This is a genomic window from Nocardioides sp., assembly GCF_964229035.1.
Classification (GTDB): domain Bacteria; phylum Actinomycetota; class Actinomycetes; order Propionibacteriales; family Nocardioidaceae; genus Nocardioides.
On record NZ_CAXRAZ010000036.1, the window covers coordinates 1 to 22,650 of the forward strand.

At 73.2% G+C, this 22,650-nt stretch carries 16 protein-coding genes; 9 read left to right on the forward strand and 7 right to left on the reverse strand.

What is annotated here, in order from left to right; translation table 11 throughout:
- Positions 1 to 2,488, forward strand: a 2,488-nt coding sequence (locus tag ACERUN_RS11345) for a fibronectin type III domain-containing protein (protein WP_370290063.1), incomplete at its 5' end; no start/stop codon positions are given.
- Between the two features lie 20 nt (positions 2,489 to 2,508).
- On the opposite strand, the gene ACERUN_RS11350 is transcribed toward ACERUN_RS11345, so the two are convergent.
- The gene (locus ACERUN_RS11350; protein ID WP_370290064.1) at positions 2,509 to 4,665 is read right to left on the reverse strand and encodes a molybdopterin-dependent oxidoreductase; all 2,157 of its coding nucleotides are present in this window, start codon (positions 4,663 to 4,665) and stop codon (positions 2,509 to 2,511) included.
- A 174-nt stretch (positions 4,666 to 4,839) separates the two neighbouring features.
- Here ACERUN_RS11350 and ACERUN_RS11355 point away from each other — a divergent pair, with 174 nt between their 5' ends.
- The 4 genes from ACERUN_RS11355 (at position 4,840) to ACERUN_RS11370 (ending at position 10,991) form a co-directional block, all read left to right on the forward strand.
- Complete coding sequence (locus ACERUN_RS11355; protein WP_370290065.1) at positions 4,840 to 6,990, forward strand: GAF domain-containing protein; 2,151 nt, start codon at positions 4,840 to 4,842, stop codon at positions 6,988 to 6,990.
- A gap of 240 nt (positions 6,991 to 7,230) precedes the next feature.
- Complete coding sequence (locus ACERUN_RS11360; protein WP_370290066.1) at positions 7,231 to 7,944, forward strand: hypothetical protein; 714 nt, start codon at positions 7,231 to 7,233, stop codon at positions 7,942 to 7,944.
- Between the two features lie 222 nt (positions 7,945 to 8,166).
- The gene (locus tag ACERUN_RS11365) at positions 8,167 to 10,434 is read left to right on the forward strand and encodes a putative bifunctional diguanylate cyclase/phosphodiesterase (protein ID WP_370290067.1); all 2,268 of its coding nucleotides are present in this window, start codon (positions 8,167 to 8,169) and stop codon (positions 10,432 to 10,434) included.
- Positions 10,435 to 10,535: 101 nt separating this feature from the next.
- The gene (locus ACERUN_RS11370) at positions 10,536 to 10,991 is read left to right on the forward strand and encodes an SRPBCC family protein (protein WP_370290068.1); all 456 of its coding nucleotides are present in this window, start codon (positions 10,536 to 10,538) and stop codon (positions 10,989 to 10,991) included.
- Between the two features lie 33 nt (positions 10,992 to 11,024).
- On the opposite strand, the gene ACERUN_RS11375 is transcribed toward ACERUN_RS11370, so the two are convergent.
- From ACERUN_RS11375 to ACERUN_RS11390, 4 genes are all read right to left on the reverse strand, one after another.
- Complete coding sequence (locus ACERUN_RS11375) at positions 11,025 to 11,396, reverse strand: hypothetical protein (protein ID WP_370290069.1); 372 nt, start codon at positions 11,394 to 11,396, stop codon at positions 11,025 to 11,027.
- Positions 11,393 to 12,613, reverse strand: a complete 1,221-nt coding sequence (locus ACERUN_RS11380) for a fatty acid desaturase (RefSeq protein WP_370290070.1) — start codon at positions 12,611 to 12,613, stop codon at positions 11,393 to 11,395. The genes ACERUN_RS11375 and ACERUN_RS11380 overlap by 4 nt, the downstream gene beginning before the upstream one ends.
- A 51-nt stretch (positions 12,614 to 12,664) precedes the next feature.
- Entirely contained in the window at positions 12,665 to 13,780 is a 1,116-nt protein-coding gene (locus tag ACERUN_RS11385) for a ferredoxin reductase (RefSeq protein WP_370290072.1), read from the reverse strand.
- Between the two features lie 90 nt (positions 13,781 to 13,870).
- Positions 13,871 to 14,770, reverse strand: coding sequence for an LLM class flavin-dependent oxidoreductase (locus ACERUN_RS11390; RefSeq protein ID WP_370290074.1), 900 nt, complete (start codon positions 14,768 to 14,770; stop codon positions 13,871 to 13,873).
- Positions 14,771 to 14,928: 158 nt separating this feature from the next.
- On the opposite strand from ACERUN_RS11390, the gene ACERUN_RS11395 reads away from it, so the two are divergent.
- The 3 genes from ACERUN_RS11395 (at position 14,929) to ACERUN_RS11405 (ending at position 18,139) form a co-directional block, all read left to right on the forward strand.
- The gene (locus ACERUN_RS11395; protein WP_370290076.1) at positions 14,929 to 16,500 is read left to right on the forward strand and encodes a S8 family serine peptidase; all 1,572 of its coding nucleotides are present in this window, start codon (positions 14,929 to 14,931) and stop codon (positions 16,498 to 16,500) included.
- A 119-nt stretch (positions 16,501 to 16,619) separates the two neighbouring features.
- Positions 16,620 to 17,285: a GTP pyrophosphokinase family protein gene (locus tag ACERUN_RS11400; protein WP_370290077.1), complete on the forward strand. Its 666-nt coding sequence runs from the start codon at positions 16,620 to 16,622 to the stop codon at positions 17,283 to 17,285.
- 110 nt (positions 17,286 to 17,395) lie between these two features.
- Positions 17,396 to 18,139, forward strand: coding sequence for an SDR family NAD(P)-dependent oxidoreductase (locus ACERUN_RS11405; protein WP_370290078.1), 744 nt, complete (start codon positions 17,396 to 17,398; stop codon positions 18,137 to 18,139).
- Between the two features lie 9 nt (positions 18,140 to 18,148).
- Here ACERUN_RS11405 and ACERUN_RS11410 read toward each other — a convergent pair whose 3' ends face one another.
- Both ACERUN_RS11410 and ACERUN_RS11415 read right to left on the reverse strand, forming a co-directional pair.
- Positions 18,149 to 19,213 carry an enoyl-CoA hydratase/isomerase family protein gene (locus ACERUN_RS11410; RefSeq protein WP_370290079.1) on the reverse strand — a complete coding sequence of 355 codons (1,065 nt, stop codon included), beginning with the start codon at positions 19,211 to 19,213 and terminating at the stop codon, positions 18,149 to 18,151.
- Positions 19,210 to 22,068, reverse strand: coding sequence for an FAD-binding and (Fe-S)-binding domain-containing protein (locus tag ACERUN_RS11415; protein WP_370290080.1), 2,859 nt, complete (start codon positions 22,066 to 22,068; stop codon positions 19,210 to 19,212). The genes ACERUN_RS11410 and ACERUN_RS11415 overlap by 4 nt, the downstream gene beginning before the upstream one ends.
- A 102-nt stretch (positions 22,069 to 22,170) precedes the next feature.
- Between ACERUN_RS11415 and ACERUN_RS11420 the strand changes: the two genes are divergently transcribed.
- Positions 22,171 to 22,650 (forward strand): LLM class flavin-dependent oxidoreductase (locus tag ACERUN_RS11420; RefSeq protein ID WP_370290081.1); only part of this gene is annotated, 480 nt, incomplete at its 3' end.

Genomic DNA, 22,650 nt, shown 5'->3' on the forward strand with positions numbered 1-22,650 from the left:
GGACGAGGTGTCGGCGGATCTGGGTGCGTCGACGCCCGCGTCGTCCTCGGTGCGGTGGCAGTGGCAGCGGGTGCCGGACGGCCTGACCGCGTGGAGCGACGTGCCGGGCGCGACCGGTACGACGGCGTCGGTGGTGCCGCTTTCGGGCGACGGGCTCGTGCCGGGATGGTTCTACCGGCTGGCGGTCACCTACGCGAAGGACGGCTACCCCGACGCGACCGCCTACTCGAACGTGGTCGGCCCCTCCCTGGGCCTGCTCGACTTCCTTGTGGCGACCAGCCCGTCGTCCACCGCGGCAGCGCCGGTGCGTGCGGGCGACGAGGTGACGGCGACGGTGAGCGACGCGAGCGTCGACGGGATCGACGCCGCGTTCCAGTGGTCGGCCGACGGCGTGGCGATCCCCGGTGCCACCCGGTCGACCTTCACCCCCGGCGACGATCAGGTGGGGGCGAAGCTGACCGTGGCGGTGACGGGGTCGAAGGACGGCTACCTCGCGAGGACCGTGAGCGCCACGGCGGCTGCCGTCGTGGGCGCCGCGGGCAGGACCTGCGCGGAGCCCTTCTCGCTGGTCGGACGCGTGTGCACGGTACGCCTCGACTACACCGGTCAGCAGGGTGAGATCACGCTGCCGGAGGACGCCGACCTCGTCACCGTCGATCTCGCGGGCGCCTCGGGCGGCGTCCTCAAGGACTTCCCCACGTCGCTCCCGGGGCGCGGTGGACGCCTGCGCGGCGATCTGCGCGGCGCGGCCGGCCAGCGGCTGGTGTACCTCGTCGGCCAGGTCGGCGACCTGACTGCGGGCACCCGCACGGTGGGCGGCGGTGGGGCGAGCGCCAGCACGTCGTCGTTCTACACGCGAGGAGGAGGAGGAACGTTCCTCGCGAGCGCGGCCACCGACGTCCTCCTCGCGGTCGCCGGCGGCGGCGGTGGCGTGCGGCCGAACACCGCGGGAGGATCGGGATCGGGATCCTCGACCGCCGGATCCGCTGCCCCTGTGGCCACTATCGGCTCCTCGTGCTCCGGCGAGGGAGCCACCGCGACGTCCGGGGGCTATCGACCCGAGTGTCTGACCCCTAACAACGGTGGCACGGGACCGGCCGCGGTGGAGGCAGGCGTCATCCTGCCCGGCCCGGGCGGGTTCGGCGGCCGGGAGATGAACTCGTTCACCGTGGGCGGCGGCGGCGGAGGCGGCTACTGGGGAGGCGGCGGCGGAGCGAGCCACGCCGGCGGCGGTGGCAGCGGCTACTCGGGCGGGTTGAGCGGCTCGATCGCCACCGAGGCCTCCCTGGGTGGCAACACCGGCCACGGCTACGTGGTGCTCACCTACACGCCCGCTGTCGCACCGGATGCACCCACCGGTGTGCGCGCAGTCGCGGGCGACGGGTCGGCGACGGTGTCGTGGACGCCGCCCGCTGCCGACGGTGGCGCTGCGGTGCGCGGGTACACCGTGACCGGGTCGCCCGCGGGCTCCTGCGTCACCACCGGTGCGACGTCCTGTGTCGTCACCGGTCTCGAGAACGGGCGCGCCCACACCTTCACGGTGCGCGCCTCGAACCTGAGGGGAGCCGGCCCCGCGTCCGCCCCGTCGGCGCCGGTGACGCCGCGGGTCCCTGCGGCCGCGCCCGTGATCTCGCTCCAGCCCGTGGGTGTCCTGGCCATGGATGGTCGCAGCGCGTCCTTCTCGGTGGGTTTCACGGGTGCGCCGACGCCGTCGGTGGGCTGGGAGGTCTCTGCCGACGGCGGCGCCACCTGGGCGCCGGTGAGCACCGCGGACGGCTTCACGATCTCGACCTCGACGCTGATGTCACGGCTGTCGGTCACCGCCGGCGCGGTGTTGCACCGCTCGCGCTACCGCGCCGTGGTCACGAACGAAGGCGGTGCGGTGACCTCGGACGCCGTCGGCCTCTCGGTGTCGCGGCTGCTGCGCGCGCCAGCGGGCTTCAAGGCCACGCCGGGCGACGGTCGGGTGAGGCTGTCGTGGAGCGAGTCGGTCGGCAACAAGCCGCTGCCGGTCTCGGGCTACGTGGTGCAGCTGCTGGATCCCTCCGGCGACGAGACGGTGTGCCTCGTCCCGGCCTCCGCGAGCCTGTCGTGCGAGGTCGCGGGTCTGGTGAACGCGCGCACCTACAGCTTCTCGGTGGTCGCGGTGAACGCGGCCGGCGCGGGCCGGGTGGCGACGACGCGAGGGACGCCGTTCGCGCCCGTGTCGTTCACGCGCGCGCCTGAGCCGGTCACGGTGCGCGCCGGGGAGGTCTTCACGCTGAGCGCAGCGGTCGCTGCCGACCCGGTGCCGTCGTTGCGGTGGGAGGTCTCCGCCGACGGTGGGCGAACCTGGCGCAACGCCGGCGGCGCCGTCACCGGCACGACGACGTCGTACAGCGAGAAGGCGCAGGCAGCCCGCTCGGGATGGCGCTACCGCGTGAAGGCCTCGCAGCGCGTCGGCGGTGTGAGCTACAGCGGGGCGGTGGTGGTGACGATCACGCGGTAGCGGGTGCCGCGGCCCGCAGGTCAGCCCACGGGCTCCAGCCGCACGGGCACGGCGTTGAGGTGGCTCATCCCGGCGAGGCGCTCGACGTCCTCGACGGCGGTCGACATGAGCTGGTTGACGTTCGCGCCGCCGGCGGCGTTGGCCCGCTGCCAGCCGCCGCCGCGGTGCCCCCACCCGTGGGGGACGGCGACGGTGCCCGGCCCGACCTCGTCGGTGAGCTGGGCGATGGTCTCGATGCGGCCGTGGGGGGAGGTGATGGCCACGCGAGCGCCGTCCTCGATGCCGGCGGCTGCGGCGTCCTCGGGGTTGATGCGGGCGGTGTGGCGCCGCTTGCCCTTCATGAGCGTGGGGGCGTTGTGCTGCCAGGAGTTGTGCGAGCGCAGCTCGCGCAGCCCGATGAGGCGCAGCGGGTGCTCGTCGTCGATCACCGGGGTGAGGGCGGCGAGCTCCGCGGCGATCTCCGGCGGGTCGAGGCGCGCCTTGCCGCGGCCGGTGCCGCGGCGTCGCACCACCGAGGTGAGCCGACCGGTCGCGGCGAACTCGTCGAGGCGCACCCCGTGCGGGTTCGCCCGCAGCTTCGCGGGGTTCAGGCCGCCGCGGCGCAGCCCGAAGAGGTCGCCATGGGGTCCGATGCGCAGCATCGACTCGATCATCAGCCGCGGCGTGGGCCGCACGGGCAGGCGCGTGGTGAGCCCGGCCAGGCGGCGCAGGGCGCCGAGGTGGAACAGGCCGATGCCCGCGCGCCGCGCGATCTCGTCGATCACCTGCCACTCCGGTCGCGCCTCGCCGTAGGCGGGAACCACGGCCTCGGTCGACTGCAGGAAGGGCGTGGGCGAGGCGGAGGCGACGCCGATCGGGTAGTCCTCGCGCTCGAGCCAAGTGGTGGCGGGCAGCACGTAGTCGGCGTGCTTGTTGGTGTCGTTGACGTAGAGGTCCACCGACACGAGCAGGTCGAGCTGCTCGAGCGCCGCCTCGAGCTTCTCGCCGTCGGGGCACGACAGCACGGGGTTGCCGGCGGTGACGACGAGCGCGCGCAACCGTCCCGCCCCCGGCGTGGTGATCTCGTCGGCCATCAGCGCCGCGGGGTAGGTGCCGAGGACGTCGGGGAACCCGCCGAGGCGCGAACGTCCGCTGTCGTAGGTGATGAGGCCGACCCGCTCGGCGATCTCCTCGGCTGGGATGATGCCGTGCGAGAACAGCGTGCCGCCCGCGCGGTCGAGGTTGCCGGTCACCAGCGTCACCACGTCGATGAGGAAGCTGACGAGCGTGGCGTTGCGTCCGAGGCACGCGCCGGTGCGGCCGTAGACGGTGGCGCTGGGGGCGGCGGCGAGATCGCGTGCCAGCGCACGGACGACATCCGGCTCCACCCCCGTGATCGCGGCCGTCGACTCGGGGGAGTGGGCGGCCGCCGCCGAGCGGATGAGCTCGACCCCGGTGCTCTGCGCGGCGATCGCGGCGTCGTCCACGAGGTTCTCGGCGAAGAGCACGTGGAGCAGCGAGAGCAGCAGCCACGCGTCGCCGTCGGGCCGCACGGCGAGGTGCTCGTAGGCCTTCGCGGTCTCGGTGCGACGGGGGTCGACGACGACCACGCGGCCGCCGCGCTTGACGATCGCCGAGAGGTGGTCCTTGATCCGCGGGGCGCTGAGAGCGCTGCCGTGGCTGACGAGCGGGTTGGCACCGATCATGAGGAGGAAGTCGGTGCGGGGCAGGTCGGGGAACGGGATCTGTGTGACCGAGCCGTAGAGGAGCTGGCTGGCGACGAAGCGGCTGTTGATGTCCTGCGAGCCCGCGCCGTAGACGTGCTTGGTGCCCAGGCCCTTCGCGAAGCCGATCGCCCAGAGCGCGTGGGAGTAGGAGAACGCCGAGGGGTTGCCGTAGTAGATGCCGATCTCGTCGTGGGCGATGCGGCGCAGGCGCTGCCCGATGTCGTCGAGCGCCTCGTCCCACGACACCTGCTCGAACTCGCCCGACGCGGTGCGTCGCAGCGGGTGCAGCACCCGGTCGGGGTCGTTCTGGATGTCGGTGAACGCGATGCCCTTGGGGCACGCCTGGCCGCGCGAGAGCGGGTGGTCGGGATCGGGCCGCAGCGACTGCAGGCGGCCGTCCTCCACGGTGGCGACGAGCCCGCACAGCGGCTCGCAGATCCGGCAGTAGGTCACGCGGGTCTCGGTCGTCACCCTCCGATCGTAGGCGCTTTCCCGTCCGATCGGACGGCTTCCGCGTGCCGGATCCCAGGGCCGACGACCGAAGGTTAAGAAACCCCACCATTTCTCAATCCGCGCGCTGCCGCTGCCGATGGGTCAGGTCGCCGAATCCCCCGGCACCTCTCGGCAAGGCGAAGGAGAACAGCCATGAGCCAGACGCTCCCGCACGTCGTCCCGCACGTCGCGCCCCAGGGCACGCCGCTCGACCGCTCGTTCGATGCGCTCGCGCCGTCGGAGATCGTCGACGCGGTCGAACGCGCCACCGCCGACCCCTCGGGACGTGACGCCGAGCGCGAGCTGGCCGAGATCCTGGCCGACACCGCCGCCCTCACCACCGTGCTCTCCGACCTCGCGGGCGCCGTCACCGTCGAGGACGCCGTGCGCGTGGCCCTCGACGGCGTGCGTCGGGCGTTCCGGTGGGCCTACGGCTCCTTCTGGCGCGTCGACCCCGTCGACCAGGTGCTCCGCTTCGCCTACGAGTCGGGCGAGGTGGGGCCCGAGTTCCGGCGGGTCACGCGCGAGGCCTCCTTCGCGCGCGGCGTCGGGCTGTCGGGGCGCACCTGGGCGCAGCGCGACCTCTACTTCGTCGAGGACCTCGGCCTGATGACCGACTGCGTGCGCGCCCCGGAGGCTCAGCGTGCCGGCGTGCGCTCGGGGGTGTGCTTCCCCATCCTCATCGACGGCGAGGTCGTCGGCACGATGGACTTCTTCACGACCGACCAGCTCGCCCCCAGCCGGGCGCGGCTCGACTCGCTGCGCCGCATCGGCCGCATCCTCTCGGCCGCCATCGACCGCCTCGCGCTCGCCGAGCGCGAGCGCGACGAGAACAGCAGCGACTCCACCGCCGTCGACGAGGTGCTGGCCAGGGTCACCCAGGCCGACACGGTCGAGGAGGTCGCCCGGCGCGCGCTGGACGCCGTCCGCTCCGTGTTCGGCTGGGCCTACGGCTCGTTCTGGCGCGTCGACCCTGCCGACCGGCTGCTCAAGTTCGCCTACGAGTCCGGTGACGCCGGCCCGGAGTTCCGCCGCGTCACCGGGGAGGCCACCTTCGCCGAGGGGGTCGGGCTGTCGGGGCGCACCTGGGCGCAGCGCGACCTGTTCTTCACCGAGGACATCGGCCAGATGACCGACTGCGTGCGGGCGCCCGTGGCCCAGCGCGTCGGTGTGAAGTCGGGCGTGTGTTTCCCGATCATCAGCAACGGCGAGGTCGTCGGCACGATGGACTTCTTCATGCTCGAGAAGATCCGCCCGTCGGCCAACCGCCTCGACGCGCTCCGCAACGTCGGGCGCCTGGTCTCGGCGTCCTTCGAGCGGATCGCGCGCGAGGAGGCCGCGCGCGAGGAGGCGGCGACGCTGCACCGCAAGGTCGAGGAGGTGCTGACCGTCGTCCGCGCGGCCAGCGAGGGCGACCTGACGGTGCGGCTGCCCGACACCGGCGACGACGTCGTCGGCCAGCTGACCGCCGGCTTCGCGCTGGTGCTCGGGGCCTTCCGCACCTCGCTCGCCGAGATCGACCGCACCTCGGTCGCGCTGGAGTCGTCGGCCTCGCGGCTCACCGCCCTCGCCCACCGCATGGACGAGGGCGCGGAGTCGACCTCCGAGCACGCCGCGAGCGTGAGCGCGGCCTCGGCCGAGGTCGGGGTGTCGGTGCAGACGGTGGCCAGCGCCGCCGAGCAGATGACCGCCTCGATCCGCGAGATCGCCCACAGCGCCACCAATGCCGCCACCGTCGCGGCGGAGGCGGTCGACACCGCGGGTGCCGCGCAGCAGACCGTGGCCTCGCTCGGGGTGTCGAGCACCGAGATCGGTGTCGTGCTCAAGGTGATCACCTCGATCGCCCAGCAGACCAACCTGCTGGCCCTCAACGCCACCATCGAGGCCGCCCGCGCCGGCGAGGCGGGCCGCGGCTTCGCGGTGGTGGCCGGCGAGGTCAAGGAGCTGGCCAAGGAGACGGCGAAGGCCACCGAGGAGATCGCCGGCCGCATCGAAGCGCTGCAGTCGGACGCCGACAGCGCCGCCGGCGCCATCCACGGGATCTCCGAGGTGATCGCCCACATCAACGACATCCAGTCGACGATCGCCTCGGCCGTGGAGGAGCAGACCGCCACCACCAACGAGATCGCGCGCTCGGTCACCGAGGCCGCCACCGGCGCCAGCGACATCGCGCGCGACGTCACCGGCGTGGCCACCGCCGCCAGCGACACCGCCGCCGGCGCCCACGACACGCTGCTCGCGGCGGGCGAGCTGGCGGGGATGGCGGGCGAGCTGAAGGCGCTCATCGCCCGCTTCGAGCTCTGAGCCCGAGCCCCGATCCGGAGAACTGAGGTCCTGGGACGATCGTCCTGAACTTCCGGGATTCTGGTGAACATCCGCCGTTTTCGGTGCGGGACCAAGGCCGCGCCTCGGTAGCCTCTGGCCTCGTCACAGACCCCCATGGGGCGCGGCCTGCTCGGTGGCCGCGACGGGTCTCCTCACCCTGCGGAGCGCTCCCTCCGCATCCCGTCGCCCGCGACGGTTCCCGAAGAGAGAAATGACCCGATGACGACGTTGCTCGCCCGCCTCACCGCGGCCCTCGCCGCGGTGCTCAGCATCGCCCTCGTGGCCCCCGCCACCGCCCACGCCGCACCCGTGCGCGCCGCCACCTCCGCGGCCCCCGCCGCCGCCCCGGCGGCCACCACCTGCGCCCAGATCGCCAAGCTCGAGCGCATCACCCGTGCCCGCTACGCCGCCTCCACCAAGCAGGTGGGCACGCTGCGCGCCACCGCGAAGAAGCTGCAGCGCATCGCCAAGGCCACCCAGGGCAAGAAGGCGGTTAAGGCCAAGCGCGTGCACCAGCGCGCCGTCGTGCGCCTGAAGAAGGTCCAGCGTCAGCTCGTCATCGCCCAGCGCCAGCGCGTCGGCCACCTCAAGGACGTCCGCGCCGCCGTCGCCGCCAAGCGCGTGTGCGCCGCCGCGGCGGCCGGCGCCTCCACCGAGACCCTGGGCGGTCTCGTCGACGAGCTCGTCGCCGCCCTCGGCGTCTCGGACCTGCTCGACTCCCTCGGCGTGGTCGAGCTCCTGAAGTCCCTCGGCCTGCCCGACCTGGTGTCCTCACTCGGGCTCGACAGCCTGGTCAAGACCGTCACCGACCTGCTCGGCCTCACCGGCGGCACCTCCGGCGGCACCGGCCCGACCAGCGGTCTCGGTCTCGACGGCATCCTCGACCTGCTCGGCCTCGGCGGTCTGCTGGGCGGCCTGGCGCCGCGCGCCTGACGCCTCCACCCGCCGCCCGCGGGCGTCGCTGCCACGGTCTGCCGCGTCCCCGGGGTGGGCGGTGGTCCCGAGCGATCGGTCCGATCGCTCGGGACCATCGTCCCGTTCTCCTCAGGTCCACTCCTCGCCGGCGCCGCACGTCCCTAGCCTGGGTAAAGGCGGCGGGGGCGGAGCCGTGGATCGTGCGTGCCGCGGCGCGCACACGTAGGTAGGAGCCTGGCGGTGGGCGAGAACGGCGACGGCGCGCAGGTAGGCCGGGCGAGCACCCACCTGGCGTGGCCGTTCCTCGGCGTCGCGATCGCCGGCCTGGTCGCCACCTCGCTGCCGCCGGACCCGCCGTCCGCCGGCCACCTCGTGGCGATGTGGGGCGGCCTGCTCGTCGTCGTCGCCGCGGGGGCGATGGTGCGCCACCAGTCGCCGTCCTCGATGGCGGCCACGATCCCGCCGCTGCTCTTCCTGGGTGTTGTCGGCGTCGCCCGCGACGCGAGCGGCGGCTCGTCGTCCAGCCTGCCGGCCCTCGTGGGCCTGCCGCTGCTGTGGCTCGCGGTCACCGGCAACCGGCGCCAGCTGATGGTGGTGGCCGTGGGTGTCGCAGCGGTCTTCGTGCTGCCGGTGCTGCTGATCGGATCCCCGGACTATCCGCCCGGCGACTGGCGCCGCGCCTTCCTGTGGATCCTGTTCTCCAGCCTCGTGGCGCCCGTGATCCAGGGCTACGTGCAGCGTCTGGTGCGCGCCGAGGCGCGCTGGCGCGATCTCGTCGTGGCGCAGCGGGCGCACGAGACGGCGGTGTCGCGGGCCAACCGGCGCAGCGAGCAGCTGTTCGCCGACGCTCCCCACGGCATCGCCCTGCTCGACGCCGACGGCTCGGTGCAGCGCGCCAACGCGGCGCTGGCCTCCATGCTCGGCGTGCGCCCCCACGACCTCACCGGACGACGCCTCGCCGACCTCGTGCGCCCCGCGCCCTATGCGCTGCGCCACCTCGGCCGGGCGCTCGCCGCCGACGAGGCCGTCTCGGACGACGTCGAGCTGGCCACCTCGCACGGCCAGCGCGTGGAGGCCGTGCTCACCACCACCGTGATCGCCGACGACGCCGGCGCACGCACGCTGCTGACCCACGTGGTCGACGTCAGCGAGCGCCTGCGCTACCAGGCGCAGCTGGCCCACATGGCCGACCACGACGCCCTCACCGGACTCGCCAACCGGCGCCTCTTCGACGCCGAGCTGCGTCGCCACCTGGTGCGCTGCTCCACGAACGGCCCCTCGGGTGCGGTGCTCCTGATCGACCTCGACGACTTCAAGCTCGTCAACGACACGCTCGGTCACGCGGCCGGCGACGAGCTGCTCGTCGGTCTCGCCGACCTCCTGCGCGACACCGTGCGCCCCAGCGACGTGGTGGCGCGGCTGGGCGGCGACGAGTTCGCCGTCCTGCTGCACGAGGGGGACGACGCCGAGCTCGCCGCGGTCGCGCACGGCGTCGTCGAGACCATCGCCACCCACACCGCCCTGCTCGACGGCACCCGCCGCCGCGTCACCGCCAGCGCCGGTCTGGTCACCTTCGCCGCGGCGGCCTCGGTCGACACCGACATCCTCGCGCTCGCCGACATGACGATGTACGACGCGAAGGAGTCGGGGCGCGACCGGGTCGTCGTCCTCGGTGCCGACGGCGGCGAGCTGCCCCGCACCACCGCGGTGCTGCACTGGCAGCGCCGCGTGGCCGAGGCGCTCGCGGCCGACGAGTTCGAGCTCGTGGTCCAGCCGGTGCTCGCGCTGCGCGGGCCGAACGCGCCGATGGCCGAGGTGCTGCTGCGCCTGCGCGACGGCGACCGGCTGGTGGGTCCCGAGCACTTCCTCCACATCGCCGAGCGCTCTGGCCTCGCCGCACGCATCGACGCCTGGGTGATCCGTCACGCCATCCCGATGCTCGGGCAGCTGAGCCGCGAGCTGCCCGGCCTGCGACTGGCGATCAACCTCTCCGGCCTCTCGATCGGCGACCCCACCGTGGAGGAGCAGCTCGTGCGCAGCCTGCGCGAGCACCGCATCGATCCGGCCGCGATCGTCCTGGAGATCACCGAGACCGCCGCCGTGCGCGACCTGTGGCGCGCGCGGGAGTTCGCCACCCGCATCAAGTCGCTGGGCTGCCGCTTCGCCCTCGACGACTTCGGCTCCGGCTTCGGCTCCTTCGCCTACCTCAAGCACCTGCCGTTCGACTACGTGAAGATCGACGGCGAGTTCATCGCCGACCTGCGGACCTCCTCGGTCAACCGGGTGCTGCTGCGCTCGATAGTGTCGGTGGCCGAGGAGCTCGGCAAGGCCACCATCGCCGAGCACGTCGGCGACGACTGGACCCTCGACTTCCTGCGCCGCGAGAACGTCGTCATGGTGCAGGGCTTCCACGTCGCCGAGCCCGTGCCGCCGGCAGCTCTGGCCGGAGTCCTCCAGGGCGCGATGGCCCGCGTGGACGACGGCCACCCCTCCGCCCGGCTCTGGTGATCGCCGGCCCGGGCCGGCCCCTGAGGGCGGCCGCACGCCTCGTCGCCCCGATGGGTACCGGAGTACTCCATCCGAGCACCACCGCCCTCGAGGAGGAACAGATGAGCACCATCGAGAAGACCATCGACGTCGACGTCCCGCTGAGCATCGCCTACGACCAGTGGACCCAGTTCGAGACCTTCCCCGAGTTCATGCAGGGGGTGGAGTCGGTGACCCAGCTCGACGACACCCACCTGCACTGGAAGGCCTCCGTGCTGGGGGTCTCGCGCGAGTGGGACGCCGAGATCGTCGACCAGACGCCCGACGAGCGCATCACCTGGCGGGCCACCGACGGCACCACCAACGTCGGCACCGTGTCGTTCGCGCCCGCGGAGCGGGCCGGCGGCACCCGGATCACGCTGCACATGGAGATCGAGCCGGAGGGCATCGTTGAGAAGGTGGGCGACGCGATGAACATCGTGGAGCGTCGGGCCGAGGGAGACCTCGAGCGGTTCAAGGACTTCATCGAGTCCCGCGGCACCGAGACCGGCGCGTGGCGCGGCGACGTCACTCCCTGATCGGCTGAGCGCGCCCGGCGGCGCCGCGACCCCTCAGAGCAGCGAGTTCGGCACGAACCGCGGCTCGGGGTCGGCGTCGTCGCGGGTGGGCCGCACGAACTCGAAGCCGGCCGTCGTCACCAGCTCGGCGGGGGCCGCCGGCTGCCGCTGCAGCGTCGCGGCGCACGCGACGTGCAGCGGCGGCAGGTGGAAGGCGTTGCGCTCTCGCTCCTCGGCGTCGCCGACGAACGCGATCGGGCGACCGAGCGGGCGGCCGCAGCCCCCGCACACCCGCCCGAGCGCACACTCCACGACGCGGGCGCGCAGGAGGCGGCCGTCGTCCCAGGCGAAGCCCTCGAGCCCGCGGGCGCCCGGCAGCGCCGCGCCCCCGTCGAGGCTCGTGGACGACGCCGCCTCACCGCTCACGCCGAGGCCCGCCCCGCTCCCGACCACCCGCCGAGCTCGCGACGCCGCGACTGGCGCTGCTCGTCGGCCCGGCGCCCGTGCGCGACCTCGACGTGGGTGTCGGTCGGCGGCTTGTCGTCGCTGGTCATCCGGTTGGGCAGCGAGAGCTTCATGATCACGCGCAGCACCTGGCCGTACTGCCGGTGCAGCGGGCCGGTGGTGTAGGGGATGTCGTACTTCTCGCACAGGGCCCGCACGCGGGGCGCGATCTTCGCGTAGCGGTTGCTCGGCAGGTCGGGGTAGAGGTGGTGCTCGATCTGGTAGCCGAGGTTGCCGCTCATGATGTGCCGCAGCGGGCCGCCCTCGCTGTTGGCGGTGCCGTAGATCTGGCGCAGGTACCACTCCGCACGGGTCTCGTTCTCGAGCTCCTCCTCGGTGAAGTGCAGGGCACCGTCGGGGAAGTGGCCGCAGAAGATGATCAGGTAGGCCCAGAAGTTGCGCATCAGGTTGGCGCCGGCGTTGGCCGCCATCGTCTCCTTCCAGCGCGGGCCGGTGAGGGCCGGGTAGAGCACGTAGTCCTTGAGGATCTGGTTGCGGCCCTTGTGCACGATCTGGCGCAGCTGCCGCTTCATCTCCTTCGGGTCCTTGGTGCCCTTGCGGATGGCCTCGAGGTCGAGGTCGTGCAGCGCCACCCCCCACTGGAACAGGGCGGCGAGCAGCGCGTTGTAGACCGGCTGGCCGAGGTTCACCGGGTGCCACTGCTGCTCGCGGGCCATGCGCAGCACGCCGTAGCCGATGTCGTTGTCGTAGCCCAGCACGTTGGTGAACTGGTGGTGGATGTAGTTGTGGCTGTGCTTCCACTGCTCGGCCGGCTGGCCGGTGTCCCACTCCCAGGTGGAGGAGTGGATCTCGGGGTCGTTCATCCAGTCCCACTGGCCGTGCATGACGTTGTGGCCGATCTCCATGTTCTCGAGGATCTTGGCCAGGCCGAGGCTCACCATGCTCATCGCCTGAAGGGGACGACGCGCCTTCTTGTCCAGCGGGGCGGCGGCGATCATGCCGATGCGACCGGCGGCCGCCATCCACCGCTGGGTGCGGATGACGCGGTTGATGTAGGCGGCGTCCTTCGCGCCGCGCGACTCCTCGACCTCGCGGCGCAGCGCGTCGAGCTCGCGGCCGATCTGCTCGACCTCGTCGTCGGTGAGGTGGGCGTAGGCGGCGACATCCGAGATGGCCATGGTTCCTCCGGGCGGGCTGGTGGAGCGGTGGATGGAGCGGGTGGGAGCGGCTCAGAGATCGAGCACGCAGGGGCCGACGGGCACGGTGACGCACGTCTGCACCTGCTCGTTGGGCTGGTCGAACTCGGTCCCGTTGCGCAGGTCGCGCACGGTGCCGGAGATCTTGGTGACGGTGCAGGTGTGGCAGATGCCCACGCGGCAGCCGTAGGGCATGCCGACCCCGGCCTGCTCGCCGGCCTCGAGCACGGTGGTGGCGCCGTCGACCTCGACGGCCTTGTTGGAGTTCTGGAAGCGAACCTCGCCCCCCTCGCCGCCGTCACCGCTGACCTGCAGCGAGAAGCGCTCGAGGTGCAGGCGCTCGGCGAGGCCGGCCTCCTCCCAGTGCTGCTCGACGGCGTCGAGCATCGGCGCCGGCCCGCAGGCCCACACCTCGCGGCGGCGCCAGTCGGGCACCACGTCGTCCAAGGTGGCGAGGTCGAAGATGCCCTCGGTGTCGGTGAAGCGCTGGTGCACCGTGAGGGTCGGGTGCTTGGCGTGCAGTGCGTCGAGCTCGGTGCGGAAGATCATCCGTTCGGGCGTGGTCGAGCTGTAGTGCAGGACGACGTCGCTCATCGTCCCGCGGCGGTCGAGCGTGCGCAGCATGGACATCACCGGCGTGATGCCGCTGCCGCCGACGAGGAACAGGGACGTCGCGGGCGGCGGGTCGGGCAGCACGAAGTCGCCGCTGGGCGTGGCCAGGCGCACGATCGTGCCCGGCTCGAGGCCGTTGACGAGGTGGTCGGAGAGGAAACCCTCCGGCATGGCGCGCACCGTGATCGCGAGCGTGCGGCCGTGCCTCTTCGGCGGCGAGCTCACCGAGTAGGAGCGCCAGTGGTACTTGCCCCCCACCTGCACGCCGATGCCCACGAACTGACCCGGACGGTGGTGGTAGCGCCACCCCCAGCCGGGGCGGATGACGAGGGTGGCGGCGTCGTCGGTCTCGCGCACCACCTTCTCCACCCGTCCGCGCAGCTCGCGCGAGCTCCACAGCGGGTTGAGGAGCGTGAGGTAGTCGTCGGGCAGCAGCGGCGTCGTGAGCTTGTCGGCCGCCTTGCGCACCCGCTCCCACGTGATCGGAGGTTCCCCGGAACCGGATCCCCCCGCGGGGCGATCTGTGACCTGCGTCATAGCCCGAGTGAACACGGGTGCACTCAAACATTCAAGGGCCGTCCCACGCCGAGGTGGCACGCAGGGTGCGCCGAGGTGGACGACGTGCGCTCAGCCGAGCAGGTCGGCCACCCGCCGCACCTGCTCGGGGTCGTCGCCGGTGGGGATGAGCTGCACCTCGTCGGCCCCGATCGCCTCGAAGCGCGCCAGCACCTCGCGCAGCCCGGCCAGGTCGCCGGCGTACCCGGCCGTGGGCGCGAGCGCGTCGACGAACTCGGTCGGGATCCAGTTCATGTAGTGCCGCAGGTGGCGGTGGATCTGCGCACGCGGGTCGTCGCTCGTCTCGCTCAGCGCGAACCAGAACGACGTCGTCAGCCGCGGTGCCGGGCGACCGCGCTCGGCCCACGCCTCACGGGCGACGTCGAAGAGCGCGGCCGTGCCGTCGACGTCCACGTCGAGGGTCATGCCGGCCAGGCCGTCGGCCCAACTGGCGGCGTGACGCACCGTCTTGGGCCCCAGGGTGCCGACCAGCAGGGGCGGGCCGCCCGGGGTGTGCGGCGGTGGACCGACCGGCCGCGTGGCCCCGGTGAGGTTCTCGCCCGCCCACACCCTCTTGAGGACGACGGCCCGCTCGGCCAGCCCCGCCATCGTCCGTGCGGCGTGGTCGGCGCCCACCGCGTCGTAGTCCTCCTCGCGCCCGCCGACGCCGAGCCCGACGCTGAGCCGGCCGCCGCACAGCCGGTCGCCGGTGGCCAGCGCCTTGGCGAGGGCGACGGGATCGTGCAGCTGCGGCACGATCACGGTGGTCACGATGGGCACCCGCGTCGTCCACGCGGCCACCGCGCCGAGCAGCGTGAGCGCGTCGGGGTTGTCGAAGGCCATCCGCTCGCCGAAGCACAGTGAGCCGAAGGGGCCCTCGTCGATCAGCCCGGCCCACTCGTGGAGCCGGTCGGGCCCGATGTCGGGCTCCATCACCGGCAGCGTCATCCCCACGGTCATCCCCACCTGCACGGGCGCCACTGTGACAGCCGTCACGCGCGTGCGCCAGTGATCGTCCGTGGCCCGGGCCGGGCCGGCGACGCGGGGGAGGGGTGGTGGAGCGTCGGAGGGTGATGTTTGGATAGCGGCGGGCGCACCACCTGCGTCCGCTCTCGGGAAGGAAAACTCGCATGCCTCTGCGCAGCGGGCGGCTTCGTGCCGCCTCACTCGTCCTCGCCGCCGGCGTCACCACGCTCGGCCTGGCCTCCACCGGCGTGTCCGGCGCCACCGCCGCGCCCGGCGCCGACGGCCACCGCCCCGGCCCGGGCCACGGCCCGGCGCAGCCGGTGTCCACGCCGGTGCCGATCGCCACGCCCGACGGCGTCGTGTCGTCCTACGTGCTCAACACCCGCCTGGCCACGCCCGGCATCACCCGCGTCGTCGAGCGGGCCGCGCGTCGCGCCGGCGGCGTCGTCGTCCAGAGCTGGCCGCAGATCGGCGTGCTCGTCGTCCACAGCGACCGCGCCGCCTTCCGTGCCGACGTGCGCCGCGCGGCCGGCCCGCTGCTGGCCTCCGTCGGGGCCACCCGCACCGTCGCCGTCACCGAGGGCACGCCCGAGGGCGTCGCGTCGTCGTGGGATCCCGGCCGCCGGGCCAGCAGCGACCTGCGCCAGCGCGCCGAGCGCCGCACCGACACCACCGGCGCCGAGCGCACCGTGGCCGCCACCCCCGACCCCCGCGAGGGCGAGCAGTGGGACCTGAAGATGATCAAGGCCGACCAGGCGCACGAGATCACCGACGGCTCGCGCAAGGTCGTGGTCGGCGTCCTCGACTCCGGCATCGACCCCGACCACCCCGACCTCGCGGCCAACATCGACACCCGCGACTCGGTCAACTGCACCGATGCCGGGCGCCCCGACACCTCGCCCACCGGCTGGTACCCCACCACCAGCGACCACGGCACCCACGTGGCCGGCACGATCGCGGCCGCCCGCAACGGCGTCGGCATCGTCGGCGTGGCGCCGGGCGTGCGCCTGGCGGCGGTGAAGGTCGTCAACGACGACGGGTTCATCTACCCCGAGTACGCCGTGTGCGGCTTCGTCTGGGCCGGCCAGCACGGCTTCGACGTCACCAACAACAGCTACTACGTCGACCCGTTCCAGTTCTACTGCTCCGACCAGCCCGACCAGGCGGCCGCGAAGGAGGCCGTGCGCCGCGCGGTCGCGTGGTCGACCAAGCAGGGCGTCGTCCACGCTGCGGCGGCCGGCAACTCGAGCTACGACCTCGCCAACAAGACCACCGATGCCACCAGCCCCGACGACGGCACCCCGATCGAGCGCACGATCAACAACGAGTGCCAGGACATCCCCACCGAGCTGCCCGGGGTCGTCACGGTCTCCTCGCTCGAGCGCTTCCCGGCCGACACCCTCGAGAACCGCCTCTCGGGCTTCAGTAACCGCGGTCTCGGCGTCATCGACGTCGCCGCGCCAGGCTCGCGCATCCTCTCCACGGTGGTGGCCGACAACGGCTACGGCCTGAAGTCGGGCACCTCGATGGCCACCCCGCACGTGGCCGGTGTGCTCGCCCTGATGAAGTCGGCCCACCCGCGCTGGAGCCCCGCGCGCATGGTCGAGCGCCTGCGCGCCCAGGCCGACGACCACGCCTGCGGCACCGCCACCGCCGGTGCGCCGTGCGTGGGCGACGCCCGCAACAACAGCTACTCCGGCGAGGGCGTCGTCGACGCCCTCGACGCGGTGCGCTGAGTCCCGTCCGGCCCTGCTGAGGTCGTGCCGGGTCGGTCCGCGTTGCGGGCCGACCCGGTGCGTCCCTCAGGGCACGCTGGGCACACTAGGCACCGACCCCCGCCTCGAGGAGCCCCGCCATGCCTGCCGACGCCGCCCCCGCCGACGCTCCGGATCTTCCGGACCTCCCCGGGATACCCGTCGCGGCGCAGGAGCTCGGCACCTTCCTGCTGCGCTACAAGTTCGGCCTCGACGAGGTGCTCACCAAGATCAACATCCTGCGCGAGGAGCTCGCCTTCCGCGGGTCCAGCAACCCGATCGAGCACGTGAGCAGTCGGCTCAAGAGCGTCGACAGCATCCGGGAGAAGGCGACCCGCCTGGGCTGCTCGCTCGACCTCGCCTCGATCGGCGCGCAGGTGCTCGACATCGCCGGCATCCGCGTGGTGTGCAGCTTCATCCCCGACGCCTACCGCGTGCTCGACATGCTCACCGTGCAGCCCGACATCACCGTGCGCACCATCAAGGACTACATCGCGCGCCCCAAGCCCAACGGCTACCGCAGCCTCCACGCGATCATCGACATCCCGGTCTTCCTCTCCGACGCCTCCCACCGCGTCCCGGTCGAGCTGCAGATCCGCACGGTCGCCATGGACTTCTGGGCCAGCGTCGAGCACAAGATCCACTACAAGTTCGACCGCGACGTGCCCGCCGAGCTGCTCGACGAGCTCAACGCCGCAGCACGCGTCGCCCACGACCTCGACGCCCGCATGGCCGAGCTCCACCGCCAGGTCCACGGCACCGCCTGAGCGCTCAGGCCGGCGGTCGCCGCCGAACAGCACGCGACAAAACCTAGAACACGTTCTAGTCTGACCTCCGCGTGGACGACGCCCGGTCGCCCCGCCGAGGAGGCCCCACCGTGTCGACCGACGCACCCCGCCCTGAGCGCCCCGCCCGCTTCACCGACCGCCGCGTCGTCGTCACCGGCGCGGCCGGTGGGCTCGGCCAGGTGGTGGCCGCCCTGTTCCGTGCCGAGGGGGCGCGGGTGGTGGCCACCGACGTCGCCGAGGCCGACGGCGTCGTGCCCTGCGACCTCGCCGACGACGCCGCGCGCACCGCCTTCATCGAGCACGCCCTCGGCGAGCTGGGCGGACTCGACGTCCTGTGCAACGTCGCGGGCATCCAGCAGTTCGCGGTGCTGAGCGAGATCACCGCCGACTCGCTGCGTCGCCACTTCGAGGTCAACGCGCTGGCCCCCCTGCTGCTCACCCAGGGCTTCGCCGAGGCGCTCATCGAGAGCCGGGGCAACGTCGTCTCGGTCGCCTCCATCTCGGCCGTGATGGGCCAGCCGTACAACACGCAGTACTGCGCCTCGAAGGCCGCGCTGCTGCTCGGCATGCGCTCGCTCGCGGTCGAGCTCGGGGGCCGGGGCGTGCGCGTGAACACCGTCTCGCCCGGCGGCATCGAGACCCCGATGATCCAGGCGGCCGCCGCCGGTCTGCCGGCCGACGCCGACTGGAACCTCGTCGCCAAGAGCCAGTCGGTCATCCCCGGCTTCATGCCCCCCGAGGACGTCGCGGAGGCGTTGCTCTACCTCGCCTCGGACGTCGCCCGCTCGGTCACCGCCGCCAACCTCGTCGTCGACCGCGGGGTCGTGTGGTGACCGGCGGCCTCACGACAGGCGCAGCTCGCCGCCCTCGGCGTCGGTGAGGGGAGCGAAGAACGCGTCGACGTCGTCGTCGCCCACCTCGCCCAGCGTGGCGGGTGACCACGCGGGGTTGCGGTCCTTGTCGACTACCTGCGCGCGCACGCCCTCGACGTAGTCGGGCATCGCGTGGCACCGCAGCGCGAGGCGGTACTCCACCTCGAGGGCGCGCTCGAGCGAGCCGAGGGCGGGTGCCTCCCGCAGCGCGCGCAGCGTCACCTTCACGGCCGTGGGTGACTTCGACTCGATGGCGTCGGCGGCCTGCAGCGAGTGCTCGGTGCCGACGGTGCGCAGCCGCTCGACGATCGCCTCGGCGTCGTCACCGGCGTAGGCGGCGTCGAGCCAGGCGAGGTGCTCGAGCACGGGCGCGTCGGGCGAGGGCTGGGCACGCGAGGCGAGGGCGTCGTCGGCGTCGAGCTCGGCGAGGTCGTCGAAGAGCGCCTTCAGGTGGGCGCGCGGCACGTAGTGGTCGGCGAAGCCGCAGGCGATGGCCTCGCCGGCGTCCATGCGACCCGTGGTGAGGGCGAGGTGCACGCCCACCTCGCCCGGTGCGTTCGCGAGCAGCCAGGTGCCGCCGACGTCGGGGATGAAGCCGATGCCGGTCTCGGGCATGCCGACCGACGAGGTCTCGGTGACGACGCGGTGGGAGGCGTGCGCGGAGAGTCCGATGCCGCCGCCCAGCACGATGCCGTCCATGATCGCCACGTAGGGCTTGGGGTAGCGCGCGATCAGCGCGTTGAGCTCGTACTCCTCGGCCCAGAACGCCGCCGCCTCCGTGCCACCCGCCTTGGCGTCGTGCCAGAGCGCCACGACGTCGGCGCCCGCGCACAACCCGCGCTCCCCGGCCCCTGAGAGGACGACGACCCGCACCGCGTCGTCCACGGCCCAGGCGTCGAGCGCCTCGCGGATCAGGCGCACCATCTCGTGGGTGAGCGCGTTGATCGCCCGCGGCCGGTTGAGCACGATGTGCCCGGCGTGGCCGTGGCGACGCAGGATCACGGGCGGCTCGGTGGCCGCCTGCTGCGCGCTCACAGGTGCTGCGCCAGGAGCTCGGCGAGGTGGATCGGCTGGGCCTCGGGGGCGAGGTCGTCGAGCTGGGTGCGGCACGAGAAGCCGTCGGCGAGCACGACCGTGCGCTGCTGGTCGCCGCCGGAGCGGGCGCGCCGCACGGCCGGGAGCAGGTTGGCCTCGGCCACCGCGACCGACACCTCGTAGTGCCCCTCCTCGACGCCGAAGTTGCCCGCGAGGCCGCAGCAGCCGGGCACCGCCTCGAGGGTGGCGCCGGTGCGCTCCAGCAGGGCCTTGTCGGCCTCCCACCCGAGCACGGCGTGATGGTGGCAGTGCGGCTGCGCCACGATCGAGTAGCCGGACAGGTCGGGTGCCTGCCAGTCGGGGTCGCGGGCCAGCAGCTCGGCGAGGGTCACGGTGGCCGCGGCCACCACATCGCTCTCCTCACCCGGCAGCAGCTCGCGCAGCTCGTGGCGCAGCACCGCTGTGCACGAGGGCTCGACGCCTACGATCGGCACCCCGGCGCGGGCGTCGGCGAGCACGGCGTCGCGCAGGCCCTTCATGCGGCGTCGTGCGCCGTCGAGCTGGCCGGTGCTGATCCACGGCAGGCCGCAGCACTCCTGGCGCTGCGTGATGCGCGGCTCGTAGCCGGCGGCCCGCAGCACCGTGACCACGGCCTCGGCGACGGCGGGGGAGAAGTGGTTGCTGAAGGAGTCGGCGAACACGACCACCGGTCCCCGCGGGGCGCTCGTCGCAGCCGCCCCCGAGGACGACGCCCGCGCCGCCTTCTTGAATGCGCGCCGGAACGTGGTGTCGGCGAACGCGGGGATCGAGCGGCGCTGGTCGACGCCGGCCGCCTTGAGCGCCACCTTGCGCACGGGCGCGGCCTTCATCAGGCCGTTGGCGGCGCCGGGCACGAGCGAGCCCGCCTTCGACCACCGCGGCAGCCACCCGAGCGCGTAGTGCGAGCGCGGTCGCAGGCGGTTCTTGTAGGTCTGGTGGAGCACCTCGGCCTTGTAGGAGGCCATGTCCATGCCGGTGGGGCAGTCGGACGCGCAGCCCTTGCAGGCCAGGCAGAGGTCGAGCGCCTCGTGCACCTCGGGCGAGTTCCACGTGGTCGACGACTCGCCGTTGACGATCTCCTGCAGCAGGCGCGCACGACCGCGGGTGGAGTGGATCTCCTCCCGGGTGGCCTGGAACGACGGGCACATCACGCCGCCGGAGCTCGAGTTGTCGGCGCGGCACTTGCCCACGCCCGTGCAGCGGTGCACGGCCTGGGCGAAGTCGCCGCCGTCGGACTCGTAGGCCATCGCGAGGCGCCGGCGCACCGGCACCACGCTGGAGGAGCGCAGGTCGGCGGTGATGGGCGGCGGCTCGACGATGATGCCGGGGTTGAGCAGGTCGGCCGGGTCGAAGGCCTTCTTCACCCCGCTCATCAGCGCCAGCGCAGCGGGGGAGTACATGCGCGGCAGCAGCGCGCTGCGCGCCCGGCCGTCGCCGTGCTCGCCGGAGAGCGAGCCGCCGTAGCTGGCGACGAGGTCGGCGGCGTCCTCGATGAAGGAGCGGTAGGCCTCGGCGCCGCCCTCGTGGCCGAGGGGGTAGTCGATGCGGATGTGCAGGCAGCCCTCGCCGAAGTGGCCGAAGGGCATGGTGGTGAGCCCGTGCTTCTCGAGCAGGGCGTCGAGGTCGGCGAGATAGGGGCCGAGCTTCTCGGGCGGCACGGCGGAGTCCTCCCAGCCCGCCCACGCCGGCTTGCCGGACGGCGCCCGGCCGGCCAGGCCCGCACCGTCGGTGCGGATGCCCCACAGGGCGTCGGCCTCGGCCTGGTCGACGACGATCTGCGCCGACTCGCCGAGACCGGCCGCGGCGAGCGCCTCGGCGCGGGCCTGCACCGCGGCCTCGTCGTCGCCGGCGACCTCGACGAGCAGCCAGGCCCGCCCGCTCGGCATCGGCGGCACGGCGTCGGGTCCCTTGCGCTCGGTGATGACGTCGACGATGCGCCGGTCGATGCCCTCGACCGCCGACGGGTCGTGCTCGAGCACCGCGGGGGTGGCGTGACCGGCCGCGGGGAAGTCGGGGAAGCCCAGCACGACCATGCGCTTGGCCGCCGGCAGGCGCACCAGGCGCACGGTGGCCTCGGTGACGATGGCCAGGGTGCCCTCGGAGCCGACGATCGCGCGGGTGAGGTCGAAGCCGTGCTCGGGCAGCAGCCGGTCGACGGCGAAGCCCGACACGTGGCGTCCGAAGGTGCCGAACTCGGTGCGCGCCGTGGCGAGGTCGCCGGCCACCACCGAGCGCACGGCGTCGATCACCGGCGCCGGCCCCTCGGCCACGGGCTTGTCGGCGGTGTCGTAGCCGGTGACCAGCTCGGAACCGTCGGCCAGCAGTGCTCTGAGGCCGAGGACGTTGTGCGCGGTGCGGCCGAACGCCAGCGAGCGAGCGCCGCAGGAGTCGTTGCCGATCATCCCGCCGATCGTGCAGCGCGAGGACGTCGACGGGTCGGGGCCGAAGCGCAGCCCGTGCGGCGCCGCCGCCTTCTGCAGCACCGTCTGGACGACGCCCGGCTGCACCACCGCGGTGCCGGCCTCGGGGTCGATCGAGAGGACCTTGTTCATGTGCTTGCTGAAGTCGAGCACGATGCCGCGCCCGATCGCGTTGCCCGCCACCGACGTGCCGCCGCCGCGCGCGGTGACGCTCAGGCCCAGCGCGCGGGCCGCCTCGAGGGCGCGGCGCACGTCGTCCGCATCGCGCGGGAAGACCACGGCCGCGGGCGGCACGCGGTAGAGCGAGGCGTCGGTGGAGTAGGCGCCGAGCACGGCGCCCGCATCGGAGACCTCGGCCACCCCGAGCTGTCGGATCTGGGCGGCGAGAGTGGGCACCCCACAAAAGTAGCCGCCACCCCCGAGACGGCGGGCCCCGGTCTAGGCTGCCGGACGGTCCTCGAGATGTGACCTCTCCCTCATCCCTTCCAGGAGGCGGCTGTGCGGCTCGGCATGATCATCGACTACTCCGGCGGGTTCGCCGAGACCGTGGAGCTCATCCAGGAGTACGAGCGCAACGGCCTGGAGCTGGTGGCGATGCCGGAGGCCTACTCCTTCGACGGCGTGAGCCAGCTCGGCTACATCGCCGCGAAGACCGAGAAGGTGCAGCTGCTCTCGGCGATCTTCCAGATCTACACCCGTACCCCCTCGCTCACCGCGATGACCGCCGCCGGCCTCGACTTCGTCTCCGGGGGGCGCTTCAACCTCGGCCTCGGCGCCTCGGGCCCGCAGGTCGTCGAGGGCTTCCACGGCGTGCGCTACGACGCCCCGCTGGGCCGGACCCGCGAGGTCATCGAGATCTGTCGCCAGGTGTGGCGCCGCGAGCCGGTCGAGTTCCGCGGCAAGCACTACACGGTGCCCCTCACGAAGGACGACGGCGGCTCGGGGCTGGGCAAGCCGCTGAAGATCATCAACCACCCG

Bases quoted from the DNA above. Each gene is read 5' to 3' on its own strand.
- ACERUN_RS11385 (WP_370290072.1), bottom strand. From the start codon at position 13,780: ATGACGCAGGTCACAGATCGCCCCGCGGGGGGATCCGGTTCCGGGGAA.
- ACERUN_RS11370 (WP_370290068.1), top strand. From the start codon at position 10,536: ATGAGCACCATCGAGAAGACCATCGACGTCGACGTCCCGCTGAGCATC.
- ACERUN_RS11380 (WP_370290070.1), bottom strand. From the start codon at position 12,613: ATGGCCATCTCGGATGTCGCCGCCTACGCCCACCTCACCGACGACGAG.
- ACERUN_RS11395 (WP_370290076.1), top strand. From the start codon at position 14,929: ATGCCTCTGCGCAGCGGGCGGCTTCGTGCCGCCTCACTCGTCCTCGCC.
- ACERUN_RS11355 (WP_370290065.1), top strand. From the start codon at position 4,840: ATGAGCCAGACGCTCCCGCACGTCGTCCCGCACGTCGCGCCCCAGGGC.
- ACERUN_RS11400 (WP_370290077.1), top strand. From the start codon at position 16,620: ATGCCTGCCGACGCCGCCCCCGCCGACGCTCCGGATCTTCCGGACCTC.
- ACERUN_RS11360 (WP_370290066.1), top strand. From the start codon at position 7,231: ATGACGACGTTGCTCGCCCGCCTCACCGCGGCCCTCGCCGCGGTGCTC.